At 72.4% G+C, this 24,873-nt stretch carries 20 protein-coding genes; 9 read left to right on the top strand and 11 right to left on the bottom strand.

Annotated elements, in window-relative coordinates:
* Positions 1 to 25: 25 nt before the first annotated feature.
* Complete coding sequence (locus AB0230_RS05510; RefSeq protein WP_366374435.1) at positions 26 to 541, bottom strand: CGNR zinc finger domain-containing protein; 516 nt, start codon at positions 539 to 541, stop codon at positions 26 to 28.
* Between the two features lie 25 nt (positions 542 to 566).
* On the opposite strand from AB0230_RS05510, the gene AB0230_RS05505 reads away from it, so the two are divergent.
* Together AB0230_RS05505 and AB0230_RS05500 are read left to right on the top strand one after the other, a co-directional pair.
* Positions 567 to 761: a hypothetical protein gene (locus AB0230_RS05505; protein ID WP_366374433.1), complete on the top strand. Its 195-nt coding sequence runs from the start codon at positions 567 to 569 to the stop codon at positions 759 to 761.
* A 116-nt stretch (positions 762 to 877) separates the two neighbouring features.
* Complete coding sequence (locus AB0230_RS05500; RefSeq protein ID WP_366374431.1) at positions 878 to 2,113, top strand: FHA domain-containing protein; 1,236 nt, start codon at positions 878 to 880, stop codon at positions 2,111 to 2,113.
* Between the two features lie 217 nt (positions 2,114 to 2,330).
* Here the strand turns inward: AB0230_RS05500 and AB0230_RS05495 are convergent, their stop codons facing one another.
* From AB0230_RS05495 to AB0230_RS05450, 10 genes are all read right to left on the bottom strand, one after another.
* On the bottom strand, positions 2,331 to 3,662 hold the full coding sequence (locus AB0230_RS05495) for a S8 family serine peptidase (protein ID WP_366374429.1): 1,332 nt from the start codon (positions 3,660 to 3,662) through the stop codon (positions 2,331 to 2,333).
* Complete coding sequence (gene eccB / locus AB0230_RS05490; RefSeq protein WP_366374427.1) at positions 3,659 to 4,996, bottom strand: type VII secretion protein EccB; 1,338 nt, start codon at positions 4,994 to 4,996, stop codon at positions 3,659 to 3,661. Before eccB ends, AB0230_RS05495 begins: the two co-directional genes overlap by 4 nt.
* A gap of 4 nt (positions 4,997 to 5,000) precedes the next feature.
* Entirely contained in the window at positions 5,001 to 6,335 is a 1,335-nt protein-coding gene (eccD, locus tag AB0230_RS05485) for a type VII secretion integral membrane protein EccD (RefSeq protein ID WP_366374425.1), read from the bottom strand.
* A gap of 155 nt (positions 6,336 to 6,490) precedes the next feature.
* Positions 6,491 to 6,778: a WXG100 family type VII secretion target gene (locus tag AB0230_RS05480; protein WP_366374423.1), complete on the bottom strand. Its 288-nt coding sequence runs from the start codon at positions 6,776 to 6,778 to the stop codon at positions 6,491 to 6,493.
* A 1-nt stretch (position 6,779) separates the two neighbouring features.
* The gene (locus AB0230_RS05475) at positions 6,780 to 7,097 is read right to left on the bottom strand and encodes a WXG100 family type VII secretion target (RefSeq protein ID WP_076673392.1); all 318 of its coding nucleotides are present in this window, start codon (positions 7,095 to 7,097) and stop codon (positions 6,780 to 6,782) included.
* A gap of 41 nt (positions 7,098 to 7,138) precedes the next feature.
* Entirely contained in the window at positions 7,139 to 8,674 is a 1,536-nt protein-coding gene (locus AB0230_RS05470) for a hypothetical protein (protein ID WP_366374420.1), read from the bottom strand.
* Positions 8,671 to 9,972 carry a S8 family serine peptidase gene (locus tag AB0230_RS05465; protein ID WP_366374418.1) on the bottom strand — a complete coding sequence of 434 codons (1,302 nt, stop codon included), beginning with the start codon at positions 9,970 to 9,972 and terminating at the stop codon, positions 8,671 to 8,673. The genes AB0230_RS05470 and AB0230_RS05465 overlap by 4 nt, the downstream gene beginning before the upstream one ends.
* On the bottom strand, positions 9,969 to 10,367 hold the full coding sequence (locus AB0230_RS05460; protein ID WP_315993787.1) for a hypothetical protein: 399 nt from the start codon (positions 10,365 to 10,367) through the stop codon (positions 9,969 to 9,971). Before AB0230_RS05460 ends, AB0230_RS05465 begins: the two co-directional genes overlap by 4 nt.
* Positions 10,368 to 10,479: 112 nt before the next feature.
* Positions 10,480 to 10,767: a WXG100 family type VII secretion target gene (locus tag AB0230_RS05455; RefSeq protein ID WP_315993786.1), complete on the bottom strand. Its 288-nt coding sequence runs from the start codon at positions 10,765 to 10,767 to the stop codon at positions 10,480 to 10,482.
* A 28-nt stretch (positions 10,768 to 10,795) separates the two neighbouring features.
* A complete protein-coding gene (locus tag AB0230_RS05450) occupies positions 10,796 to 11,107 on the bottom strand; it encodes a WXG100 family type VII secretion target (protein ID WP_055831852.1) in 312 nt (103 codons plus the stop codon).
* 294 nt (positions 11,108 to 11,401) lie between these two features.
* Here AB0230_RS05450 and AB0230_RS05445 point away from each other — a divergent pair, with 294 nt between their 5' ends.
* From AB0230_RS05445 to AB0230_RS05415, 7 genes are all read left to right on the top strand, one after another.
* Positions 11,402 to 12,766, top strand: coding sequence for a hypothetical protein (locus AB0230_RS05445; protein ID WP_366374415.1), 1,365 nt, complete (start codon positions 11,402 to 11,404; stop codon positions 12,764 to 12,766).
* On the top strand, positions 12,763 to 13,803 hold the full coding sequence (locus AB0230_RS05440) for an FHA domain-containing protein (RefSeq protein WP_366374413.1): 1,041 nt from the start codon (positions 12,763 to 12,765) through the stop codon (positions 13,801 to 13,803). The genes AB0230_RS05445 and AB0230_RS05440 overlap by 4 nt, the downstream gene beginning before the upstream one ends.
* Positions 13,800 to 17,804: a type VII secretion protein EccCa gene (gene eccCa, locus AB0230_RS05435; RefSeq protein ID WP_366374411.1), complete on the top strand. Its 4,005-nt coding sequence runs from the start codon at positions 13,800 to 13,802 to the stop codon at positions 17,802 to 17,804. Before AB0230_RS05440 ends, eccCa begins: the two co-directional genes overlap by 4 nt.
* Positions 17,805 to 17,911: 107 nt before the next feature.
* Complete coding sequence (recQ, locus tag AB0230_RS05430; protein WP_315993782.1) at positions 17,912 to 19,948, top strand: DNA helicase RecQ; 2,037 nt, start codon at positions 17,912 to 17,914, stop codon at positions 19,946 to 19,948.
* A 167-nt stretch (positions 19,949 to 20,115) separates the two neighbouring features.
* Entirely contained in the window at positions 20,116 to 22,218 is a 2,103-nt protein-coding gene (locus AB0230_RS05425; RefSeq protein WP_363387479.1) for an acyl-CoA dehydrogenase, read from the top strand.
* A gap of 166 nt (positions 22,219 to 22,384) precedes the next feature.
* Complete coding sequence (locus tag AB0230_RS05420) at positions 22,385 to 22,954, top strand: DNA-3-methyladenine glycosylase I (protein WP_315993780.1); 570 nt, start codon at positions 22,385 to 22,387, stop codon at positions 22,952 to 22,954.
* A gap of 196 nt (positions 22,955 to 23,150) precedes the next feature.
* Positions 23,151 to 24,704 (top strand): DEAD/DEAH box helicase, encoded by a 1,554-nt coding sequence (locus tag AB0230_RS05415; protein WP_363387473.1) that lies wholly within the window; start codon positions 23,151 to 23,153, stop codon positions 24,702 to 24,704.
* Positions 24,705 to 24,873 lie beyond the last annotated feature (169 nt).

Below are 24,873 nucleotides of genomic sequence, written 5' to 3'. Positions count from 1 at the left end.
CCGCGGGTCGGGACCGCGGCGATCCTCAGCCGCGGGCGCGGTGGCGCCGGACGGCGGCGCGGTTCGCGCAGCGCACCGAGCAGTAGCGCTGACGGCCGTTCCGCGTGACATCGACGACGACCCGATCGCAGGGCTCCGAGGCGCACCGACCGAGGCGGTCCATTCCGCGGGTGACCAGGTGCAGTGAGGTGCCGACCGAGATGACGGCCGCGAGCACGCGCGGGAGCGCCTCGTCGCTGTCGCGGTAGTGCAGGTGCCACCCCTCGCCGTCGTGGTCGGTCAGGCGCGGGAAGGCCGCGACGGCCGCCATCTGCGCGTTCAACATCGCGGCGCGGGCCGCCGGGTCGGACTCGTCCACGACGCGCAGCCAGTCGTCGATGACCATCCGCGTCTGCGCATGGTCGTCGGATGCCACGGGGAAGCGCATCGTCATCCCCCTCTCGATCGTCCGCTCCTCGATCCCCGCGCGGTCGTCCGGCCAGTCGTTCGCGAGCGAAGCGGCGAGCAGGACCGCGTACTCCCCGTAAGGGTTGAGGTGCATAACGGCATTACATCACGCTGGGTCCATGACCGCCTCCCGAACCCGATCGGCCGCCGCTGCGGCATCCGTCCATGAACACGGCTGGGTCACCGCGTCGGTGCACGCCACGAGCGTCGGTCGCGTGCGCTACGTGCGCTGCGCGGGGTGCGGCGCGTGGCGCGTGGATGCCGATGCGGAGACGGCGGCGCCGCCCGCCGCCGTCTCGCGTGTCGTCGTGTGAGGCGCACGGGGCCGGCGTGCGCCGTCGCGGCGTCGGACGTCCCGCGGCGCTGTGCGGCGCCACCCGTCGGCGCCGTCCGCACGGTAGCGTCGATGAAGACCGTCGACGGAGGACGCATGGATGCCCTGACCCTGATCGCCACGATCGCGGGAGCGGTGCTGGCGATCGCGCTCGTGCTGCACGTCTGGTACGCGATCGGCCTGTCGCGCGTGATCGCCGCGCACGGCGGCGAGCCGTGGCGTGCCTGGGTGCCGCTCGTGAACGAGGCGGAGGTCTTCCGTCTGGGCCGGCTCGACCCGGTGCGTGCCGTGCTGCTGATCGTGCCGTTCGTGAACGTCTACGGGCTCATGCTCAAAGCGACCGCGGCGAACCGGATCGGCGAGGGCAGCGGTCGCGGGGCCGCAGCGACGGCGCTCGCGGTGGTCCTGCCGCCCGCGTGGGCCATGCTCCTCGCGCGGACCCCGCAGACGGCGGATGCCGAGGCGTCGGCTCCCGCGCAGATCACCGTTGCCGAGTCGGCCCGTGCCGACGAGGCCGACGGGCCCATCGCGGCGGTGCCGGGCATGTCGGCCGCCGCAGCGACCACGGCGCCTCCGATGCCTCCCGCCGCCGGAGCCGGAGCGCGACGCGCCGCCCCTGAGCACGATGAGCCGTACGCGCTCCCCGTGCTGCCGGGGCCCCGCGAGATCGGTGCGGACGGGCCGGCGGCCGACGTCGAGCAGGCCGCGTCGACGGCCCTCGACGGCGAGGTGGCGGCGACAGCGGCTCCGGCGACCGCGGCGCCTGCACCCGCCGCGCCGGTCACCGCCGCTCCCGTGACGCGGACTCCGGATGGCGGGGCGACGCCATCGGACGCCTCCACCGCAGCTCAGGCGGAGGCGGTCGACGCGCAACTCGGCGACCCGACCGGCGACCGCGTGTCGGAGACCACGGATTCCACGGCCGAACGCTCGGCCGGTCGCACTGACGTCGCCGCTCCCGTCGACGAGTCGACGCAGACCGCCCGTCCGCGTTCGCGCCGGCGGGGGGAGTGGACCCTCGCGCTCCCCGACGGTGCAGCGGTGGCCCTCACGGGTCGCACGGTGGTGCTGGGACGCAAACCCTCGAACGCCGATAAGTCGGTGCAGTACGTGGCCGTGCACGACGACAGTCGCACGATGTCGAAGGAGCACGCCCGCCTCGACTGGACCGTCACCGGCTGGACGATCACCGACCTCGACTCGACGAACGGCGTGACGCTCGTCCACGATGACGGACGCGTCGAGCGGCTGTCGGGCGGCGCCACGGCTCCGGTGCCGACCCGCTTCCGTCTCGGCGACGCCGGTCTCGAAGTGCGACCGGCGGCGGGCTGAACCCGGCGCGACAACGGCCGCGGGTCGATGCTCGCGTTTGCGGAGGCGCGCGGCCGAGCCGTCGCGTGCGCGCCGCTGCACGACCGCGCCGTCGCGTGTCTGCGCCGTTGTGCGATCGCGCCGTCGCGTGTCTGCGCCGTTGTGCGATCGCGCCGTCGCGTGTCTGCGCCGCTGTGCGACCGCGCCGTCACCCGCTGACGCGATCGCGCCGCCGTCCTCAGTCCGTGGCGGTGTCGTCGCCATAGAGTCCGCGCCCGGTCGGCGCCGGACGGCGCGCGCCCGTGTCATCGCGGCGACGACTGACGAAGACCGCCATCGCGCCGATCGCGCCCAGCAGCACCAGCGCCCCCGCACCGATGCCGGTCGCCATCGTGATGGCCGCGGCATCCGGACCCGGGCCCACCGTGATGCTCACCGGGGCGGGCGTCGCCGTCGGGTCGGGTGAGGCGGACGACCGCACGAAGGGGTTCGAAGGTCCGCGCAGGCCCGATCCCGGGACGAGCACGAGGGCGTCGTAGGGCTGCACCACGCCCCATCCCGAGGTGTTGGACCGCGCGTCGGGCTGCCCGCGCACGGCGGTCACCTCGAGGCGGTACGCCCACTGGTCGGGCGTCTCGTCGGGATGCGCGGACGCGACGAGCGCGGCGGCGGCCGAGACGTATGCGGCCGCGTAGCTGGTCGCGGGGGCGTCGCCGGCCACCACGCAGTCGCCGCCCTGCGGCCACGACGAGGCGATCGCCTGGCCGGGCGCCGAGAGCTTGACGTGCGATCCGCGGATGCTCGCACTGGTCACCGTGCCCGATGCATTGGTCGCGGCGACGCCGATCGCGCCGGGGAAGCCGGCCGGGTAGCGCACGCCGTCCTTGTCGTCCTCCTCGACCGCGGCCTCCGAGTCGCGGTTGCCGGCGCTCGCCACGACGAGGCTTCCCTTCTCGCGCGCGTAGGCGACGGCGGAGGAGAGACCGCCGTCCTCGGCGGTCGTGCTCATCGAGACGTTGATGATCTGCGCGCCGAGGTCCGCGGCGATCCGGATGCCGTCGGCCATGCGCGCGGTGTTGGGACCGAACCCCGCGTCCTTCAGCTGGTCCGACGTGCCGGCGAAGACGCGGATGGGGAGGATCTTGGCATCCGGGGCGAGACCCTGGACCCCCGACTTGGAGATGACCTGTGCCGCGATCTGGCCGGCGATCACCGTGCCGTGGCCGTAGACGTCGGTGCGGGCGGTGGAGTCCGTGCCGTCGGGCACGAGGTTGATCCCGGGGAGCACGGAGGCGTCGAGGTGCGGGTTGGGTGCCACGCCGGAGTCGACGACGGCGACCACCACCCCGGCGCCCTTGGTGATCTCCCACGCGGCCGCGCTCTGCAGTTCGCCCAGGGCGGGAGGTGTGTCGGGAACGCGCGTCGAGGCGAGGCACGTGTCCTCCGAGGCCGAGAGCACCGGACGCGGCGCGAGCGGCGCGGCGTGGGCGGTCATGGGCACCGCGGCCGCCAGGAGGCCCGCGACGAGCGCGACCGCGCCGAGACGCGCGGCCTCGGCGCGACGGATCACTTCGCCTCCGGGGTGCGCTGCGCCGCGCTCTCGCTCAACGACGGACCCGTCGCCATCAGGGCCGTCCAGCCGTCGGGGATCGAACCGATGTCGTCGGACGAGTAGCCCAGGCGGGCGATGGTCTCGTCGTTCGCATTCGGGAGCGGGTAGGCGGTGCCCGTGGCATCCACCAGGGTCAGCACGCTGGTGTTCTGGTCGCCGCGCCCGCCGGCGCGGACGAGCGCGCCGTGGCTCGGGTCGACCCGCACGCCTGGCGAGACGGCGGTCGAGGTCGGCTGCGTGGCCAGAGTTGAGACCGCCTGGCTCTCGGCACCCTCGGCGCCCTCGAGCACGGCGCAGGGACGCTGACCGCTCGGGACCGTCTCGAAGCCCGTCGACGGCCACTGGTCGCCGATGCCCTTCGAGGCCGTCGCGAGACCGCGGATCTCGCTTCCGGTCACTTCCGTGACCTCGCCCTTCAGCGCGCTGCCACTGCCGAGCTGGTACAGCTGCCACGCGAGCGGAGACAGGGTCTCGAGCACCCCTCCGGTCTGCACGAGGAAGCGCTCGTCCTCGGGGGCGCCCGCCTGGCGGACCACCTGACCGACGCGCAGCGAGGTTCCCGAGACGCTCTCGCCGTAGTTCTTCAGGGTGATCGGGGTGAGCGCCGTGCCCGCGGTGAACAGGTCGAGCCACGACGCCGGAACGGTGACGGGGTCGAGCGCCGAGATCCCCGCGGCGCGCAGCACGGCGTCGGGATCCTCACTCGACACGGCGAAGCTCCGCTCGCCCTGGATCACGTGGAGGATGCCGTCGACCGAGACCACCACAGCCCGATCCGGCGCGGGAGTGGGGCCGGTGGAAGTCGAGACGCGCACGTCCAGCGCCGCGTCGTCGGACACGCAGGCGCTCCACCCCGTGTTGACGAGGCCGGATGCCGGCGGAAGCTCGTCGGGTGCGCCCGTGATGCCGAGGGTGTCGCCGACGGGGGTGCCCGCGAGGGTGGCCTGGTCGGTCGAGATCACGCCGTACTCGTTCGCCGGCAGCAGCAGACGCGCGCTGGCGGTGTTGATGACGGGGTGAAGGGTGCCGTCGACGGTCACGAAGCGCGCGCCGGTGTCGGAGACCAGCACGAGCTTGCCGTTCTCCCACCCGGTGGGCAGGCCCGGCCGGATGAGTCCGTAGAAGACCCCGACGAGGACGACGATGACCGTCAGCGCGATCGCGGCGATGACGGCACGCAGGGGAGCGGTCGGCTGCAGTTCCTTGCCGCCCGGGGCGCCGCTGACGAAGGCGGTGAGAAGGCGGCGGCGCGAGAAGTTCTGCGCCTCGATGAGATCGCCCTTGGTGGCCATCGCGTCAGGCCAACCCGGACGAGATCACCGCGAGCGGCAGCAGCGCCGCGAGCACGAGCAGCTCCGCGGTGTCCGCCACCCGGATGAGGCGCAGGCGGGTCTTCGGCGCGAGCAGGGTGATCGTCACGACGCTGACCGTCGCGACGAGCAGGACGACGAGGATGCCGACGCGCAGACCCGGCTGGGCGAGCGAGGCCACGACGCCGGCGACGACGAGCCCCAGGATGCCGGTGGCCATGACCGTCAGCACACCCGAACGCGCGTAGGTCTGCCGCGAGGGGAACATCATGCCGGCGAAGGCGAGGGCGCACACGAGTGCGCCGGTGGCGTTCTGCGCCGCGACGAGGGGCGTGGCCACGATGATCGCCACCGCGAGAGCCAGGCGCAGCGCGATGAGGATGCGCTTGCCCTGCGCGACACGGGCGGCGATGTCGTCGGCGTCGATCGGCTGCGGATCGGCGAAGATCTCGACGTCGTTCTGCGGGGAGGCCACGCGCAGGCGGGTCGTGCTCATCGCGAGCCACGGGAGGGCGCCGGCGAGCGTCGCGACGATCCCGACCATGAGCGTCCACACCGTCGCGGCCGGGAAGAACGCGGCGAGCGTGCCCGTGACCCCGAGCGCACCTCCGGCGACGAGCGGGGTGAGCTGCAACTCGGCGCGATCGCGCGTGAGCGCCAGGGCGACCCCGGCGATCACGAACGCCCCTCCGCCGGCGGCGGCGAGCGGCCAGCCCCACATGTCGAACGAGGCGGGGATCGCGAGGAACCCCGCGACGGCGGCGAAGACGGATGCCGCCATCCCGAGCCCCTGGCCCGCCTCGCGCTGACCGAGCCGGGCGACCACGGCCGAGACGACGAGCAGCACGACGGCGCCTCCGCCGGCCACGAGCGCCCCGAAGGGCAGGGCGCGTCCGGCCGCCAGCAGCAGGACGGCGCACACGCCGAGGAGGGCCAGGCTGACCGCCAGCGCGGTGCGGGCGTTGTCGCGCGTGGTCCACGGACGGTTCTGCTGGGCGGTGGCGTCGATGACCGCCTCGACGATGTCGTCGTAGACGCGCGGCTGCGCGACGAGACCGCCGCGGACGAGCGTGAGCACTTCGCCGTCGACGATGCCCTGCGCCGATGCACCGAGCGAGGGATCGACGGTGGACCCGTCGGCGCGCTGCAGGGCGTACCCCGCGGACGTCATCGAGGCGTCGAGAACGCCGAGCGAGCGGGCGAACCCGGGCAGGAACTCGATCACGGGTACCTGGGCGGGGATCGCGATGTCGAGCCGCCGCCCCTCGCTCTGCACCGACAGTCGCAGCAGCGCTCGTGTCGCGTTCATGACGTCAGCCATCCGCGGCCCCCTCTTTCCGGACCGAAGCCCCCTGCGGTCAGACCTCGAAATCCTATCGCCGCGCGTCGCGGCGGCGGTCGAGCGCCGTGCGGTGATCCCTCACCGCCGAGCCCTCGGTGTCGATCGCCCGGCGGTGAGGGATCAGCGCAGAGCGGTCACTGGAACCGCGCGGCCGAGGCCCGGTCGGCCGAGACGTAGTCGTCGGCGATCGAGTCGGTGGCGTTCGAGATGCGCGACAGGGCGTCGCGCATCTGCTCGATCGTGGCGCTCCACTGCTGCTGGGCGTTGTTGTAGGCCACCTGCGCGGTGCCCTCCCACCCCCCGCGCAGGCGGGCGACCTCGGCATCCAGTCCGCCGAGGGCGGCGTCGATGCGGGCACTCTCGGATCGCAACCGCGCGGCGGCGGCGTGCAGTGCTTCGGGGGTGACGCGTAGATCGCCCATGTCACTCTCCTCCGAGCAGCGAGCCGAGGCCCTGGATGGTGGTGCGGTGCTGCTCCTCGACCGCCTCCTGGTCGCTCGCGGTCGCCCGCAGGGCGGCGCTGAGGGTCACGAGCACGTCGTTCAGGCGGGTGGCCCCGGCCGTCCACTCGTTCACGAGCGCGTTGTAGGAGCTCGCCGCGTCGCCCGACCAGTTGGCGGCGAGTTCGTCGAGCTCGGCGAGCACGCGGCGGGCGCTGTCGCTGATGTCGGCGTGCGCGCCCATCACCACTTCGGCGCCACGGACGAGCGCGCCCTCTTGGGCGGAGATGCGATCAGACATCGTCTTCTTTCCTGTCGGTGAGGGTCATCGGGCGGCGAGGGTCACTCGTCGCGGCCGCCGGCCTGGGCGTTCTCGGACCGGGGACCGATCTCTTCGTCGTCCTCCATGCGCGGAGCGATCGGACCGGCGAGACCGCGTGCCTCGTCCTTCTTGCGCTCGGAGCGCGAGCCGGGGCCGCCCATACCGCCCACCCCGCGCGTACCGGCACCCGCGGTGCGGCCGGATGCTGCGGCGGCACCGGACCGACCGGCACCGGCCGCGCCGGTGCCCGGGCGACCGTTCGCCGAGCCCGCGCGCCCGCCGGACGCGCCTGTGGCCGAGCCGCCCGCCCCACCGACGCCACCGGCGCGCGTGCCCGCAGCACCGAGGCCGCCGGCTCGTGCACCCGCGCCGCGCGCGGTGGAGTTCGCCGAGCCCGTTCCCGCCGCGCCGAGCCCGCCGACGCCGCGTGTTCCCAGACCGCCGCCGGCGCCGGGGCGTCCGAGCAGACCGCCGGAACGCGCACCGCCGGCGCCACCCGCGCCGACCGATCCGCCCGCGGGGCCGCCGAAGAGACGGCCGCCGGGTACGCCGGGAGCACCCGCGCCGCCACCGATGCGTCCGAGCGCGAGCGCTCCTCCGCCACCGGCGATGACGCCCGCGCCGAGACCCGATCCGAGCCCCGCCCCGGGGCCGCCGGGGGAGCCGACGAGCCCGCCGCCGCCGCCGGGCGCCGTCGGGATCCCACCCGGGAGGGTGGGGCTGCCGCTGATGGGGCCGTCCGGGGTGGGGTCGGGCGGGACGTTGCCGATGTCGATCGGCGGCTGCCCTCCCGGCGTCTGGCCGGGAGGGTTCGGGAACGGCCCGTACTCGCTCGGGGGAGGCTGGATGCCGCCGCCACCGCCACCGCCGCCGCCGCCGGGAGGCAGAGCGATCTCGCCGCCGCCGTTTCCGCCGCCCGGGCCACCGCCGGACACGTTCCAGTCGGGGTACGACTCGAAACTCCGTTGCTGCGATCCGTACCCGCCTTCCGGTACCTCTGTCTTGGTCGGCGGGAGGGCGGTACCCGAGATCACCACCGACGAGAAGGTCGGCGGCGGGTCCAGCTTCACGGCATCCATCTCACCGGAGTGCGTCTCGACCGCGGTGCGTGCGGCCTCCTCGCGCTGCGATGCCATGTAACCGTTGATCGCGCGGCTGGCTCCTTCGCCGGCCAGGAACGCGACCGGCCCGAACACGATCGACGCGCCGGCGGCCGCCCCGCGGACCATCGCTTCCTGGTTGCCGTTCATCTCGCCCGGTGGCAATGACGCCGCCGAGTCCCGCGCCCGGCGACGCACCTCATTCGCGTCGATCAGACGACCGTTGACGTGCTCACGCAGATACGTGATGTGCTCGCCGATCTCGGCGGCTGACGTCGCGAACCTCTCACGCGCCGCGTTTCCGGCATCTCCGTCGATGCCGGTGTCCTTCGACGCCGCATCGAGGACCTGCCTCAGAGATTCGAGGGCATTGGCGAGCTCGAAACGGGTGGGCATGTCCCACGGAACGCCACCCTCCGCGAGGTTCTGAAGGCGCTGCTCCCACGTACCTGTCACGGCGTGTTCCCCTTTCCGGCCTTGCGGCGTCGGGTGATGACGATGAGCACGATCACGACGGCGGCCACCACGAGGAGGATGCCGATGCCGATGACGGCCCAGATGACGAGTGATGCGATATCGAAACCGGATGACGTTGGTGCGGCGTCTTCGTACTGGTCCGCGCTGCGGGGTACGGTCACCGGGACGAAGCCATCGGTCTTGGCCGTGTCGATCTGCTCCTGCGTCGGTGCACCCACGGGCTTGCTCATGAGGGGCGACTCGTCGGGGAAGGTGGTCGGATCGACGCTCAGCAGGGTCGGGAGCCATGCGGCCCCGTACCCGTAGCCGTCTTCGGTGCGGGCCGGTTCGTGCTGCGTAGCGTTCGTGGTCGCGATCAAAGAGTGCACGAGCTGATCGCCGGTGGCGTCGGGGTATTTCTGCGCGGCGAGGGCGAGCATGCCCGCCACCATGGGCGCGGCGAACGACGAACCCACGGCTGCGCGCGACGAGTTCCAGTCGCCGTCGACCCCGACGGTCGGCAGATTGACGCCCGCAGCGACGACATCGGTCTTGGGCACGACGAAGGGCTTGCCGGCCCCGTCGGTCTGCACGGCGCCCTCACGGTCGATGGCGGTGGCGGCGACGACACCGTTGAAGCTCGCCACGTCCGTACCGCTGTCTACCGCAGTGTCCGCGTTGGGTGTGCCCACGACGATCGTCGCCCCGCGCGCGAGGGCGTACGCGATGGCCGGTGCGTCGTTCTCGTACGCTCTCCTCTGAACCGACGTCGTGATGATCTCGGCGCCGTCGTCCACGGCCTTCTTCACCGCGTAGCCGAACATCGAGACGTCGTCGTCCGTGTTCGGGCGGCAATAGTCCTCTTCCCGAAGGTCGAGGGTGCCGTATCCGTAGAAGGTCACGTCGGCGTCGGGGGCGATACCGCGAATGCCGCTCGCGCCGGTGCCGTTGCCGATGAGCAGGGCGGCCATGGTGGTGCCGTGGATGGAGGGTTCGGTCGCCGTCTCCGACACCGATTCGGTGCGGGACTTGCAGAGCTGGGTGTCGCTGACGGTGAGGTTGCGGCCCTCGAAGATCGGCTGGCCGGGATCGATCTGTGCGTCGATGACGGCGATCTTGACGCCCGACCCCGTGATGCCGGCATCGTGCGCGGCCTGCACCTGATACGTGTCGTACCACCAGTCGTAGTCGCCGCCGGCTGCGGCCTGGGCGGTCGGTGCGACCCCCGCGATGGCGAGGACGCTGATCGCCAGCGCCCCACCCGCCGTGCGCAGGGTTCGAAGGTGGCGTCGTGTCACTGGGGTGCTCCGCCGAGAGCCGAACGGACGCCGGCCGCGCCGCCGGTGGGTGCCGGCTGAGCGGGTGCCGACTCGGGCTGCGACGCCGACTCGACGAGCGAGAGCGCGTTCTGCGCCATCGCCGAGCCCGACGTGTCGGTCTCCTGAAGTGATTGCGCGGCCTGCGAGAGGGCGTCGGCACTTCCCGCAATGGTCTGACGCAGCTTCTCGACCTCGGCGGCCACTTCCTGCGCGCACTGGCGCACGCGCTGTGTCAACGCTGCCGCCGCGGGCTCCGTGCCGTTGCCGTCGACGATCTCGATGGTGCCCGAAGAGGGGATCTCCTCCGGCACCTGCGTCAGCTGCAGAACGCGCTGGATGGCGAGGTCGAGGTTGAGGAAGATCGAGTCGGCCATGGGGGATCACTCGTTTCTCTGTGATCGGGATGCGAAGGGGGAATCCGCGCGTGACGAGCGCGCGAGCCCAGAGAACCGGCGGCCGCCGCAGCGACCGCCGGTCCGGGGTGGCTCAGGCGAAGCGGCCTGCGGCCGACTTGTCGGTCGAGGTGTAGCCCTGGGCGATCTCGTCGGTCTTGCCGGCGATCTGCTGGAGCAGCTCGTTCAGGCGGGTGATGGACTGCGTCCACTGGGCCTGCGCCTGGTCGTAGGCGGTCTGCGCCTCACCGTCCCAGGAGGAGCGCAGGGCGTTGACCTGCGACTCGAGCTCGTCGAGACGGGTGCGGATGCCGGAGGCGCCGTTGCGAATCTGACCGGAGAGGGCGATGACCTGCTCGGGACGAACGGACATGGACTGCATGAGAGTTCCTTCTTTCGTATCGAGCGGGTCAGCCGAGCAGTGAGCCCAGGTTGCCGATGGTCTGCTGGTGCGACTCTTCCGAAGCCGCCTGGTCGCGCTCGGTGCCGCGAAGGGCGTCTTCGAGCGTGACGAGCACGTTGTTAAGCTTGGTGGTCTCCTCGTTCCAGCGCTGCATGAGCTGCGTGTACGAGCCGGCCGCAGCTCCCGTCCAGAAGCCGGCCACCTGGTCGAGTTCGGTGCGGACCTTGCGCACCTGCTCGTCGATGCCCGACTTCGCGGTGTTGACCGCCTCGGCCCCGCGACGAAGCGCACCCTCCTGGGCTGCGATGAGATCTGCCACGTTGTCTCCTCGATGTTCCTCCGGGGCGCGCCCGGGCGTTGCGGATCATGTCTGCACGCACGGGATTCGGCCCCGAGCGCGGGATCGATGGAGTGGCCGGAGCCCCCCACCGGCCTTCGAACATACGTAATGCTCTGCGACGCGACAACCCTCTTGCGTATTTTGAAAGATGACAAAACTCTCATGTTTAGTCCCGGTGATGAGTGGAAACGTGAGACCCGCCTCCGTGCGGGCGGATACGCTGGTGCGGTTGAGCCGGCCCTCGGGTCGGTGGCGCGAGAACGAGGGGGACCGTTGAGCGCGGAAGTGATGCAGGGGCGACGCGTCGCCCTCATCGACGGCGCGTCGAGATTCGACCTCGTGGTGCCTCTGCGTGCCGAGGTCGGAGACGTCCTGCGCGCCGCGGGCACGGCGACCGAGCGGGATGTGCGCGTGGTGGGGCTCTCGGGTCGCGAGATCGACCGCTCGACGGCGATGACCGCGCTCGAAGACGGAGTCGTCCTCGTGCTGGTCGATCCCGCCGCCACGATCGAGTCGGCTGAACGCCGCTCGACGCGGGCGCCGATCGCCGCGCGGGCGACGGCCGTATGGATGGTGCTCGCTGCGGCGGGCGGCATCCTGGCCTTCCTCCGTCTGCTCGACGCCGTCGCCCTTCCTGCCGAGGTGCGCACTCCCGTTGCCGCCGCGTCCTTGCTCGCCGCCCTCGCCGCGGCCACGGTCTTCTCGCTGCGCGCGCGGCCGCGCACGCCGACGCTCGCTCCCGTCGTCGCCGTCGCGGCCCTCGCCTTCGGCGGGGGAGTGGCGATCGTGCCCGACCTTCCGGCCTCGTCGGCGCAGGTGGCGGTGTTCACGGGTCTCCTCGCTGCGGCCGTGACGACCGGAGTCGGCGGAGTGATGGGGGCGACGCAGACCCTGCGCGCGCAGAGCCGCACCGCGACGATCGTCTCCGCCATGCTCGCGGCCGTGTGGGCGCTCGCGCTCCTGCTGCACCTCGACCCCTCGGCCCCGGCCGCCGTGACCCTCGGGCTCGTCCCCGTCGCCCAGCGCATCCTGCAGTCGAGCCTCGTCGACGTCGAACCCGGCACGTTCATCGACTACGGACGCTTCCAGAGCACCCGATGGACGGTGCGGCAGAGTCTGCCCGACGAGGTGCGCACGATCGAGGCCGATGACGCCGACGCCCTCGTCGAACGCTCGACCGCCCGGCTGACCGTCGGCGTCGTGCTCCTGGTCGCGGCGGGAGCCGCCAGCGCGTTCGCCGCCCTGCCGACCTTCGCGGTCGCAGATCCCGTGGTGCTCGGCGGGCGCATCGCCCTCGCCGTCACGGTGGTGCTCGCCCTGCTGCTCGGCTCGCGCAAGAGCACGGTGCCCTTCCTCCGGTGGGTGGCCCGATTCGGCGCCGCCGTGGTCCTGGCGGCCGTCTTGACGGCGCTCGTGCCCACGATCCCGTCCGACATGCTCGTCGTCGTCGCGGGCGTCATCCTGCTCGCGGCCCTCGCCGTCGCGCTCCTGGTGGTCCCGGTGGGACGCGGCCTGCGGTCGCTGGGATGGTCGCGCACGGGTGACGTGTTCGAGGCGCTCGCGACGGCCCTGTCGCTTCCGGCGGGCATGCTGGCCGCCGGAGCGATCGAGGTCGCGCGTGCGATGATGGCGACATGACGCAGTCGCCGCCGTTCGGCGTGCCCGCGACGGTGGGGGTGCGCATCGGCGCCTTCAGCGTCGACGCCGCCCTCGTGGTCATCGCCGCCGGCGCGGCATCCCTCCTCGCCTCGCCCGTCCTCGGTGCCGCGGTCGCCGCGGAAGCCCTGCTGGGCCTGTGGATCCTCCAGGCGCGCCGCGGCTTCGGTCCGGGTGCGTTGTTGTTCGGCCTGCGCACCTCGCGTGCGGAGGCGCCGCTCGTGCCCGGTGCGGGAAGGGCCTTCGTCCGCGGGTCGCTGGTGCTGCTCGGGGGTCTCGCCCTCGTCGCCGGAGCCTGGGTCGTCGTCGCCTCGGCCGGGTTCGACCGCTCGGGCCTGCGGCGTTCCTGGGCCGACCGCGCGGCCGGTACCGTCCTGGTCGTCGCTCCCCGGGATCGGCAGGATCAGGATGCCGACGGCTCCTCCGCCCTCGCCGAACCCACCGTCCATGCGCGCTCCTCGGCCGGCCGCGAGCCGCTCCGCGTGTCCGCCGCCGCCGCCGCGCTGCCGACCGCGCCGGCGTGGGACACCCCGCTGCTGGCCGTCGATGCTCCGGCCGCGACCGATGCCCCGGCCGCCGTCGACGCCCCCGCCGCCGCGGGCGGGCGCACCCCCGCGGCCGCACCGCCCGCGCGGGCGGCCGAGGAACCGGTGGTCACGGGTGCCGTCGGACGCGCGCAGCTGCTCGTGGTCTTCGACACCGGACAGCGCGCGCAGATCAACCTGCCCGCCGCGGTCAACTTCGGGCGCGCCCCGGTCGCGACGGAGCCCGCAGACGTGCTGATCGCCGTCGACGACCCCGACCGTCTCATCTCCAAGACGCACCTGCGCCTCGAGCACGACGGCGAGACCGCGTGGGTCATCGACGCCGGTTCCACGAACGGCTCGGAGCTCATCGACGACGACGGAGCCGTCCACCCCCTGCAGCCCGGTGCGCGCACCCTGCTCGAAGACGGCACCCGGGTGCGTCTGAGCGAGCGCGTGTTCACCCTGAGCCGACTGATCGGAGGTCCGGTGTGAGCACGGGCCCGCGTATCGCCCCGCCGTCCCTGCCCAACGGGCGGGTCGTGCTGCAGCCGCCGCCCGAGCTCGTCCCGAACGAGGGCGGCAGCGGCATCCTGACCTCCCTCCTGCCGATGCTCGGCAGTGTCGGCGCGATCGTGATGGTGACGATCTCCAACAGCGGACCGACGGGCTTCCTCATCGGCGGCATGTTCCTGCTGTCGTCGCTGGGCTTCGTGGCGGTGAACGGCTGGCGCCAGCGTGCGCAGCGCAATGCCGAGGTGCTCGGCAACCGGCGCGAGTACCTCGCCTATCTGTCCGAGCTGCGCGAGACCGTGCGCGTGGCCGCACGCAAACAGCGCCGCCACGGCGGGTGGATCATGCCCGCCCCCTCGGCCCTGCCCTTCATCGCCGAGGAGCGCTCGCGCGTGTGGGAGCGTCAGCCCGGCGACGAGACGTTCCTGCTCGCCCGCATCGGCGTGGCCGATCAGCCCCTGAGTCTCACCCTCGAGGCCCCCGAGCTGCCGCCCCTGGCCCAGCTCGACCCGGTGGCCGCCTCGGCGGCGCACCGCTTCATGCTCACGCACGAGATCCAGCGCGATCTGCCGCTGGGCTTCCCCCTCGGCGAGTACGCGCGTATCGAACTCGTCGGCCCCGACGAGGAGGCCGTCCGCAGCCTCGCCCGCTCGCTCGTGGCCTCGGCGGCCACGCTCCACGACCCGGAGGACGTCATCATCGCCGTCCTCGCCGGACCCGCGCAGATCGGCGCATGGGACTGGGTGAAGTGGCTGCCGCACGCGATGTCGTCGCGCGTGCAGGACCGACTCGGACCCGCGCGCATGATCGCGGCATCCCCCGACGAGCTGATGGACATGCTGCCGGCCCAGCTCGCCTCGCGCGCCCGCTTCACTCCCGGCGGCGGGGTCACCCCGCACGTCGTGCTGGTGATCGACGGGGTGGAGTCGTCGTCGAACGCCCCGTTGACCGGGCTGGAGGGCGCGCAGGGCGTCACCGTCATCGACCTCCCCACCCGCTGGGACGAACTCGACGACCCGACGGTCGCTCGCGTGGCCCTCGCGGACGCCCCGGTCGCCGTCCGTACGCGGCGCGGCGAGGCCGCCCCCGCCACCGCGCCGGCGGAGTTCATCGACGGCGCCGGACGCGCGCAGTCCTTCGTCCCGGATGCCATGACCGTCGCCGAAGCGGAGGCGACCGCGCGCCGCCTCATGCCGCTGCGCCCCGCCCCGATGGTCGTCGTCGACGCCCCCACGACGCAGGGCCAGGCGGAGCTGACCGAGCTGCTCGGTCTGCCCGACGTGCGCGCGGTCGACTTCGATCAGGCGTGGACGCCGCGCCTGGAGCGCGATCGCCTGCGCGTGCCCATCGGTCAGGAGCCCTCGGGCGCGCCGCTCGTGCTCGACCTCAAGGAGTCCGCCTCGCAGGGCATGGGCCCGCACGGCGTGATGGTCGGTGCGACCGGATCGGGCAAGTCCGAGGTGCTGCGCACCCTCGTGCTCGCCCTCGCGATGACCCACTCGCCCGAGCAGCTCAACTTCGTCCTCGTCGACTTCAAGGGTGGAGCGACGTTCGCGGGGATGGCCGAGATGCCGCACGTGTCGGCGGTCATCACGAACCTCGGCAGCGAGCTCGCCCTCGTCGACCGCTTCCAGGACGCCCTGCAGGGCGAGGTCGTGCGCCGCCAGGAGCTCCTGCGCGCCGCGGGCAACTTCGCCAACGTCGGCGAGTACGAGGCGGCGCGGCGCGGAGGACGCACCGACCTGGCGCCCCTTCCGGCACTGCTGATCGTCGTCGACGAGTTCTCCGAGCTGCTGACCGCCAAGCCCGAGTTCGTCGACAGCTTCCTCAACATCGGCCGCGTCGGCCGCTCGTTGCACGTGCACCTGCTCCTGGCATCCCAGCGCCTCGAAGAGGGCAAGCTCCGCGGCCTCGACACCTACCTGTCGTACCGGATCGGTCTGCGCACGTTCTCGGCATCCGAGTCGCGCACCATCATCGGCACGCCCGACGCCTACACGCTTCCGCAGGAGCCCGGCGTCGGCTTCCTCAAGAGCGACACCGAGAACCTCGTGCAATTCCGCGCGGCCTACGTCTCCGGGCGCCCGCGCGGCACGGCCGGCGTCGATGTCGCCGACCCCGCGTCCGTCTCGGGCGGTCCCGCCCGCGTCGAGGTGTTCACGGCCCTCGCCCAGCCCGACGACGACGGGTCCCCGGAGGAGATGGATGCCGCGCCCGCGGCCATCGCGGCCCCCGTGGCGGAGAAGCGCTCGACGTTCCAGATCGCGGTCGACCGCATGAAGGACCGCGGCCCCGAGGCGCACCAGGTGTGGCTGCCTCCGCTCGCGGAACCGTCGCCCCTCGATGCCCTCATGCCGGATCTGGTCGAGGATCCCGAGCTCGGACTCGTGTCGCACCGCTGGCGCAGCGCCGGCGCCCTCACGGTGCCGATCGGGCTCGTCGACATCCCGCTCGAGCAGCGCCGCGACCACCTGACCGTGTCGCTCGGTGGCGCCGCGGGTCACGTGGCGATCGTCGGCTCGCCCCTCAGCGGAAAGTCCACGCTGGCGCGGACCCTCGTCTCGGCCCTGTCCTTGACCGGGACCCCGCGGGAGTTCCAGTTCTTCGTGCTCGACTTCGGCGGGGGCGGCTTCACCGCGATGCAGCAGCACCCGCACGTGTCGGGCGTCGCGACGCGCACCGAGCCCGAGGCGGTGCGTCGGGCCGTCGCCGAGGTGGAGGCCGTGCTCGACGCGCGCGAGCAGTACTTCCGCCGCAACGCGGTCGACTCCATCGAGACGTACCGTTCGCGTCGCCGCGAGGGGCGCCTCGACGACGGCTTCGGCGACGTCTTCCTCGTCATCGACGGCTGGTCGACCCTTCGCTCGGAGTTCGAGCCGCTCGAAGCCCGGGTGCAGACCATCGCCGCCCGCGGTCTCAGCTTCGGCGTGCACGTCGTCGTCACCGCGAACCGGTGGCTCGAGATCCGGGCGAACCTCAAGGACCTCATCCAGACCCGCCTCGAACTGCGCCTGGGCGACCCGACCGACTCCGACGTCGACCGCAAGCAGGCGGCGAACGTGCCCGTCGGGCAGCCCGGCCGCGGTCTCAGCGCGTCGAAGCTGCAGATGCTCACGGCGGTGCCGCGCGTCGACGGATCCGACGACCCGGCCACGATCGCCGACGGCGTCACCGACATGATCGGCCGCGTGGCGGCGGCGTGGCACGGCGAGCCCGGCCCGAAACTGCGCCTGCTGCCGGAGAACATCACCCTCGACGAGGTGCGCGCGCTCACCGAGCCCGGCGACGGCCGCATGCTGCTCGGCATCGAGGAGGCGCAGCTCTCGCCCTTCGGCGTCGACCCCCGCGTCGAGCCGCATCTGTTCGTGTACGGCGACTCCGGAATGGGCAAGTCGTCGTTCCTGCGCGCGGTGGCGAAGGAGATCCAGCGCCTGTACACCCCCGCCGAGGCGAAGATCTTCGTCGTCGACTACCGCCGTGCGCTCCTCGGGGAGATCCCCGACGACTACCTCGGCGCCTACCTGACGTCGCACGACCTCGCGACCGGGGGCATGAACGACCTCGCGCAGTATTTCTCGACGCGCGTCCCCGGGCCCGACGTCACCCCGACGCAGCTGCGCGAGCGCAGTTGGTGGAAGGGGGCCGAGGGCTTCATCCTCGTCGACGACTACGACCTCGTCGCCACGAGCCAGGGCAACCCCCTCGCCGTCCTGCAGCCGCTGCTGGCGCAGGCGGGCGACCTGGGCCTGCACGTGGTGCTCACCCGGCGCTCGGGCGGCGCCAGCCGCGCGGCCTACGACCCGATCATCCAGCGGTTCACCGATCTCGGAGTGACCGGCATCCTGCTCGGCGGCAACCCCGAGGAGGGGGCGCTCATCGGCCGCGTCAAGCCGGAGCGCGCCGCTCCCGGCCGCGCGCAGATCGTCAGCCGGGAGCACGGGCTCGTGGCATCCCAGCTCGCGTTCTCGCCACCGACGCACTGAGTGCTCCTGTGCCGCGGCGTGCCGCGTGCCTCCTCCCCAGCCGCCCCGTCATCCCCATCGGATGACGGGGCGGTGTCGGTGTCGGCGGCCCGGGTTACCGTGGTGGGGTGACATATCCCGGCGCCGCCCCCGAGTCGTACGCCGACGCTCCGCCCGAGTCGTACGACGTCCCCGACGACCCGTACGCCGGCGCGCGGTGGGACCCCGACCAGCTCGCGCCGCCCGACGATTTCGATGCGCCACCGCCGCCGGTCGACCCCGCGTCGGCCTTCGCCCGCGCGGCCGCCGCGACGGGGACGGCCCGCGAGCTGCCGGCGGTGCGCGACTTCACCGGCCACGACCCGCGCGCCGTTCTGCACGAGGTGTACGGCTACGACGCGTTCCGCGGCGACCAGGCCGACATCGTCCAGCACGTCGTCGACGGCGGCGACGCGGTCGTGCTCATGCCGACCGGCGGCGGAAAGAGCGTCACGTATCAAGTGCCGGCGCTCGTGCGTCCCGGTACGGGGCTGGTCGTCAGCCCCCTGATCGCCCTCATGCACGACCAGGTCGAGGCGCTCATCGCCAACGGTGTGCGGGCCGGGTACCTCAACTCCACGCAGGCGCCCGCCGAGCGCCAGGCCGTCGAGCAGGCATACCTCGCCGGCGAGCTCGACCTCCTGTACGTCGCGCCCGAGCGGTTGAACGGCGCGCAGACCCTCGGGCTGCTCTCCCGCGGTCGCCTCAGCGTCATCGCGATCGACGAGGCGCACTGCGTGTCGCAGTGGGGTCACGACTTCCGCCCCGACTACCTGGCGCTCGGCGACCTCGCCGACCGGTTCCCCGGCGTGCCGCGCATGGCGCTCACCGCCACGGCGACGCCCGAGACCGCGCAGGAGATCGTCGAGCGCCTGCGCCTGCGCGACGCCCGCGGGTTCGTCGCGAGCTTCGACCGTCCCAACATCCAGTACCGCATCGACGCGAAGGTCGACCCGCGTCGGCAGCTGGTGCAGTTCATCCGCTCGCAGCCCGAGGGCTCCGCCGGCATCGTCTACGCCCTGAGCCGCAAGACCGTCGAGCAGACCGCCGCCTATCTGGCATCGCAGGGCCTCGACGCCCTGCCCTATCACGCGGGTCTCGACGCTTCGGTGCGCGCGGCGCATCAGTCGCGTTTCCTCCGCGACGACGGGGTGGTGATGGTGGCCACGATCGCGTTCGGCATGGGCATCGACAAACCCGACGTGCGCTTCGTCGCCCACATCGACCTGCCGAAGTCGGTCGAGGGGTACTACCAGGAGACCGGTCGCGCAGGCCGCGACGGCGATCCGTCGGTGGTGTGGATGGCCTACGGACTGGGCGACGTCGTGCAGCAGCGCCGCATGATCGATCAGTCGCCGGGTGATCGTTCCTACAAGATGCGCCTCGGTCAGCATCTCGACGCGATGCTCGCGCTGTGCGAGACGGTCGGATGCCGCCGGCAGAACCTTCTCGACTACTTCGGCCAACGCTCCGAGCCCTGCGGCAACTGCGACACGTGCCTCACCCCGCCCGACACCTGGGACGGCCTCATCGCCTCTCAGAAGCTGCTGTCGACGATCGTGCGCCTGCAGCGCGAGCGCGGGCAGGCGTTCGGCGCCGGTCACCTCATCGACATCCTGCGCGGGGCGAAGACCGAGCGCATCGCGCAGCAGGGGCACGATCGCCTGAGCACCTACGGTCTGGGTGCCGATCTGTCCGACCAGGACTGGCGCAGCGTGATCCGCCAGCTGCTCGCGCGCGGCGTCATCGTGGCCCAGGGCGACTACGGCACGCTCGCGCTGAGCGAGGCGTCGGCCGGAGTGCTGCGCGGCGAGACACCCGTCCCTCTGCGTCGCGACGCCCTCGGCCGCACGGGTGGCGGCGGGGGGAGTCGTCAGCGCAAGTCGAGCGCCGACGACGTCGCCCCCGACGATCGCGAGCTGTTCGAGGCGTTGCGCGCGTGGCGGGCCGAGAAGGCGCGAGAGCAGGGTGTTCCGGCCTACATCGTGTTTGGCGATGCCACCCTGCGCGCGATCGCCGCCGCCCGCCCCGGCGCGATCGGCGACCTCGACGGCATCACCGGTATCGGCGCCAAGAAGCGCGAGGCGTACGGCGACGGCATCCTGACGGTGGTCGCGGCGAACTGACCCCCGCCACTCCGGCGTGCGGGCCGCCGTTCGGGAATGTTGACCCCCCACAACGACCCCGCGCGGACGGATGCGCGTCCGTTGTGGTGAACCGACAGGAGGTTTGAGTGGTCGTTGTGGGACACCTACCGTGGAGTCATCCCTTTGCAACGTCGAAAGGTGCCGAAATGACCGACGCCGCCGTCCGTCCCACCACGCCCGCCACGAGCACGCGCACGCCCGTGGGCGGAGCGCCCACCGCCGCGCACACCGCGGCCGAGGCCGCCGAAGCCCGCATCGACACCGAGCGGGTCACCGATCTGCTGCTCGGCACGTGGGCCGAGACCCGCCGCGAGGCGCGCGAGATGATCAAAGACCCCGCGCTCTGGCGCGACGACAGCCTCGGCATGGATGCGCACCGCGAGCGCACCCTCAGCCAGCTCCACCTCCTCGTGCAGAACAAGGCCGTGCACCGGGCGTTCCCGAAGCGCCTCGGCGGTGAGGAGAACAACGGCGCCAACATCGCCGGCTTCGAAGAGCTCGTCGCGGCCGACCCCAGCCTGCAGATCAAGTCGGGCGTGCAGTGGGGCCTGTTCGGCTCGGCCGTGCTGCAGCTGGGCACGCGCGAGCACCACGACAAGTGGCTCCCCGGCATCATGAGCCTCGAGATCCCGGGCGCCTTCGCCATGACCGAGACCGGACACGGGTCTGACGTCTCGGCGATCGGGACCACCGCGACCTACGACCCCGAGACCGAGGAGTTCGTCATCCACACGCCTTTCCGCGGTGCGTGGAAGGACTACCTCGGCAACGCCGCCCTGCACGGCAAGGCCGCGACGGTGTTCGCCCAGCTCATCACGAAGGGCGTCAACCACGGCGTGCACTGCTTCTACGTGCCGCTGCGCGACGAGGAGGGGAGCTTCCTCCCGGGCATCGGCGGAGAAGACGACGGTCTGAAGGGCGGTCTGAACGGCATCGACAACGGTCGTCTGCACTTCGACCAGGTGCGCGTCCCTCGCACGAACCTCCTCAACCGCTACGGCGACGTCGCGGCCGACGGCACGTACTCGAGCGAGATCGCGAGCCCGGGGCGCCGGTTCTTCACGATGCTCGGCACCCTCGTCCAGGGACGCGTCTCGCTCGACGGCGCGGCCGCCTGGGCATCGGCCATCGGTCTGACGATCGCGATCACCTACGGCAACCAGCGCCGCCAGTTCGACTCGGGCAGCGGCACCCCCGAGGTGACCCTGCTCGACTACGGCAAGCACCAGCGGCGCCTCCTGCCGCGCCTGGCCACGACCTACGCCGAGATCTTCGCGCACGACGAGTTCCTGCAGAAGTTCGACGGCGTCTTCAGCGGAAAGGCCGACACCGACGCCGACCGCGAAGACCTCGAGACCCTCGCCGCCGCCCTCAAGCCCCTGTCGACCTGGCACGCGCTCGACACGTTGCAGGAGGCGCGCGAGGCGTGCGGAGGACAGGGCTTCCTGTTCGAGAACCGCCTGGTCGGTCTGCGCGCCGACCTCGACATCTACGTCACCTTCGAGGGCGACAACAACATCCTTCTGCAGCTCGTCGGCAAGCGCCTCCTCGCCGACTACGCGAAGCAGTTCAAGGGCAAGGATGCCAAGCAGCTCGCCGCCTTCGCCGTCGGCCAGACCGCCGGCAAGCTCTTCCACGGAGCGGGCATGCGTCAGTTGGGTCAGGCCGTCAGCGACTTCGGCTCGACCGCCCGATCGGTGGAGAAGGGTCTGCGCGCCGAACAGCAGCACGAGCTCCTGGCCGGCCGTGTCCAGCAGATGATCGCCGACATCGCGGGGCGCCTCCGTCCGGCATCCAAGCTCTCCCGCGACGACGCGGCGGCACTGTTCAACGAGAACCAGGCCGAGCTCATCGAGGCCGCGCGCGCGCACGGCGAGCTGCTGCAGTGGGAGGCGTTCACCGACGCCATCAACCGCGTCGACGACCGCGACACCCTGAAGGTGCTGACCTGGCTGCGCGACCTGTTCGGACTGCAGCTGATCGAGAAGCACCTCGCGTGGTACCTGATCCACGGTCGGCTCTCGACGCAGCGGGCCGCCGCCGTCTCCAGCTACATCGATCGCCTCTGCGCTCGGCTGCGTCCGCACGCGCAGGACCTCGTCGACGCGTTCGGCTACGGCCCGGAGCACATCCGCGCGTCGATCGCGTCCGGCGTCGAGGACGACCGGCAGAACGAGGCCGCGTCGTACTACGCCGCCCTGAAGGCTTCGGGCGACGCCCCGGTTCCGGAGAAGAAGCCCGCGCGCTAGCGGCATCCCTGTCGTCAGAACAGGGGATGCGACGAGAACAGGCCGATCCGTGCAGGGTCGGCCTGTTCTCGTGTGATCCCCTGTCCTCGCACGACCCGCGCTCGAGCCGTGCGTGCAGCGCGCTCCCTGATCGTTCGATGTCGGCGGTCCGGCCTAGCCTGGGAGCATGAACGACCTCGTGACCGGAGCCGACGGCGTCACCCGCTGCGCATGGGCCGGTTCCGACGCGGAGTACCAGCGCTACCACGACGAGGAGTGGGGCACCCCGCTGCACGGCGACCGCCCGCTGTTCGAGAAGATGAGCCTCGAGGGTTTCCAAGCGGGCCTCGCCTGGATCACGATCCTGCGCAAGCGTCCGCGCTTCCGCGAGGTGTTCCACGACTTCGAGCCGTCGGTCGTGGCGCGGTTCGGCCCCGACGACGTCGAGCGTCTGCTTCAGGATGCCGGCATCATCCGCCACCGCGGCAAGATCGAGGCCGCGATCGGCAACGCGGCGATCGTCGCGGCCATGGGCCCGGGCGAGCTCGATGCACTGATGTGGTCGTTCGCCCCGGCATCCCACACGCCCCCGGCGACCTTCGCCGAGGTGCCCGCGGTGACGCCCGAGTCGACCGCGTTGAGCAAAGACCTCCGCCGCCGCGGGTTCCGCTTCGTCGGACCGACCACCATGTACGCGCTCATGCAGTCGTCGGGCATGGTCGACGACCACGTTGCGGGGTGCTGGCGTGCGGCCTGACGGCCGCGCGGCCCGAAACGGGTAGACTGGACCCAGGAGCTTTCGCTCCGCGCGTCGTCGAACGCACCGGCCCCTTCTTCTCGGGCCTTTGACCTTCACGGCGAACGGATGCGCCACCCGGCGCCTTCGCCCACTTGGCCGCAGCATCGCGGCATCCCGAACCGCCGTGCGCGCGTGCGCCGCGGCAGGAGTATTCATGACGTCCCAGACTTTTGCCGACCTCGGCGTGCCCGCCCCTCTCATCGACGTTCTCGCCGCCCAGGGCAAGAACGAGCCCTTCCCGATCCAGGCCGACACCCTGCCCGACACCCTCGCCGGGCGTGACGTGCTCGGCCGCGGCAAGACCGGCTCGGGCAAGACCCTCGCCTTCTCGCTGCCGTTGGTCGCGCGTCTCGCCGCGTCCACCGATCGCCGTCGCGGACGCAAGCCCCGCGCGCTCGTGCTCGCCCCGACCCGCGAGCTCGCGAACCAGATCGACGAGGTCATCAAGCCCCTCGCCCAGCCCTTCGGACTCGTCACCACGACCGTCTACGGCGGCGTGAACCAGAAGCGTCAGGTCGACGCGCTGAACGCCGGCGTCGACATCCTCGTCGCGTGCCCCGGCCGCCTCGAAGATCTCATCGGCCAGGGCTTCGCGAACCTCGGCGACATCGAGATCACCGTCCTCGACGAGGCCGACCACATGGCCGACCTCGGCTTCCTCCCCGGAGTCACCCGCCTGCTCTCGCGCACCCCCGCCGACGGTCAGCGTCTGCTGTTCTCGGCGACGCTCGACAACGGCGTGGACAAGCTCGTCAAGCGCTTCCTGCGCAACGAGGTCCTGCACTCGGTCGACGAGGCGCACTCGCACGTCGCCGCGATGACGCACCACGTCTTCGCCCCGGCCGACGCGGATGCCAAGAAGGACCTCGTCCAGACCCTCGCCTCGGGCACGGCGCGACGCATCCTCTTCATGCGCACCAAGCACCAGGCCAAGAAGCTCGCGAAGCAGCTCACCGCCTCGGGCATCCCCGCCGTCGACCTGCACGGCAACCTGTCCCAGCCCGCTCGCGACCGCAACCTCGCCGCCTTCGGCGACGGCCGCGCGAAGGTTCTCGTGGCCACCGACGTCGCCGCCCGCGGCGTGCACGTCGACGGCGTCGAACTGGTCGTGCACGTCGACCCGCCCGTCGAGCACAAGGCGTACCTGCACCGCTCCGGCCGCACCGCCCGCGCGGGCTCCGCCGGCGATGTGGTGACGATCATGCTGCCCGAGCAGCGTCGCGACACCCTCGACATCCTCCGCAAGGCGAAGATCTCCGCCACCCCGCAGCCCGTCACCCCCGCCTCGCCCGAGGTCGTGGCGCTGGTCGGTGAGGTCGCGCCGTACGTCAAGCCCGAGCCGGTCGTCGCCCAGCCGCAGGGCGGGGGCCGCTCGCAGGGCGCCAACGCCCAGCGCAAGCGCGCCGCCCGCACCCCGGGCCAGGATGCCGCAGCCCCGGCCGCCGGTGGCGGTCGCCGTCGTCGCGGACGCGGTGGCAGCGGTGGCGGTCAGGGTTCCGAGGCTCCCGCGGCCGCCGGTCACGCGCCCCAGGGCGGGCGCGGCCAGGGCCAGCGTTCGGGTGCCGGACGCGGACAGTCGGCCGGCGGCGCCCAGCGCGCCGGCGCCGCCCGTGCCCAGGGCGCGGGTCGCTCGGCATCCGGTGCCCCGACGACCGGCATGGTCGTCGGCGCCCGTTCGCCGCGCACGAATCGCCGCGCGCAGGGCTGAGCCCCCGTCCCCGGTGCCCCCGCAGATCCGTCTGCGGGGGCACCGTCGTGTTCCGGTGGGGTCTTCCGGCTCCGCCCGTCCCGTGTGCCGGTGGGGTCTTCCGGCTCCGCCCGTCCCGCTGTGCTCGCGCCTGACCGGCCCGCCGCCTTCCGCCCGCCGCACCCGCACG

The sequence above is a fragment of the Microbacterium sp. NPDC089190 genome (genome assembly GCF_040701795.1).
In the GTDB taxonomy this organism is placed as follows: Bacteria; Actinomycetota; Actinomycetes; order Actinomycetales; family Microbacteriaceae; genus Microbacterium; species Microbacterium galbum.
The sequence above is the reverse complement of the archived record's forward strand: the minus strand, read 5'-3'. Positions and strand labels throughout refer to the sequence as shown.

Excerpts from the sequence above, each read along its gene's own strand:
- AB0230_RS05510 (WP_366374435.1), bottom strand. The coding sequence starts at position 541 with ATGCACCTCAACCCTTACGGGGAGTACGCGGTCCTGCTCGCCGCTTCG.
- AB0230_RS05505 (WP_366374433.1), top strand. The coding sequence starts at position 567 with ATGACCGCCTCCCGAACCCGATCGGCCGCCGCTGCGGCATCCGTCCAT.
- AB0230_RS05500 (WP_366374431.1), top strand. The coding sequence starts at position 878 with ATGGATGCCCTGACCCTGATCGCCACGATCGCGGGAGCGGTGCTGGCG.
- eccB (WP_366374427.1), bottom strand. The coding sequence starts at position 4,996 with ATGGCCACCAAGGGCGATCTCATCGAGGCGCAGAACTTCTCGCGCCGC.
- eccD (WP_366374425.1), bottom strand. The coding sequence starts at position 6,335 with ATGGCTGACGTCATGAACGCGACACGAGCGCTGCTGCGACTGTCGGTG.
- AB0230_RS05480 (WP_366374423.1), bottom strand. The coding sequence starts at position 6,778 with ATGGGCGATCTACGCGTCACCCCCGAAGCACTGCACGCCGCCGCCGCG.
- AB0230_RS05475 (WP_076673392.1), bottom strand. The coding sequence starts at position 7,097 with ATGTCTGATCGCATCTCCGCCCAAGAGGGCGCGCTCGTCCGTGGCGCC.
- AB0230_RS05460 (WP_315993787.1), bottom strand. The coding sequence starts at position 10,367 with ATGGCCGACTCGATCTTCCTCAACCTCGACCTCGCCATCCAGCGCGTT.
- AB0230_RS05455 (WP_315993786.1), bottom strand. The coding sequence starts at position 10,767 with ATGCAGTCCATGTCCGTTCGTCCCGAGCAGGTCATCGCCCTCTCCGGT.
- AB0230_RS05440 (WP_366374413.1), top strand. The coding sequence starts at position 12,763 with ATGACGCAGTCGCCGCCGTTCGGCGTGCCCGCGACGGTGGGGGTGCGC.
- AB0230_RS05425 (WP_363387479.1), top strand. The coding sequence starts at position 20,116 with ATGACCGACGCCGCCGTCCGTCCCACCACGCCCGCCACGAGCACGCGC.
- AB0230_RS05420 (WP_315993780.1), top strand. The coding sequence starts at position 22,385 with ATGAACGACCTCGTGACCGGAGCCGACGGCGTCACCCGCTGCGCATGG.
- AB0230_RS05415 (WP_363387473.1), top strand. The coding sequence starts at position 23,151 with ATGACGTCCCAGACTTTTGCCGACCTCGGCGTGCCCGCCCCTCTCATC.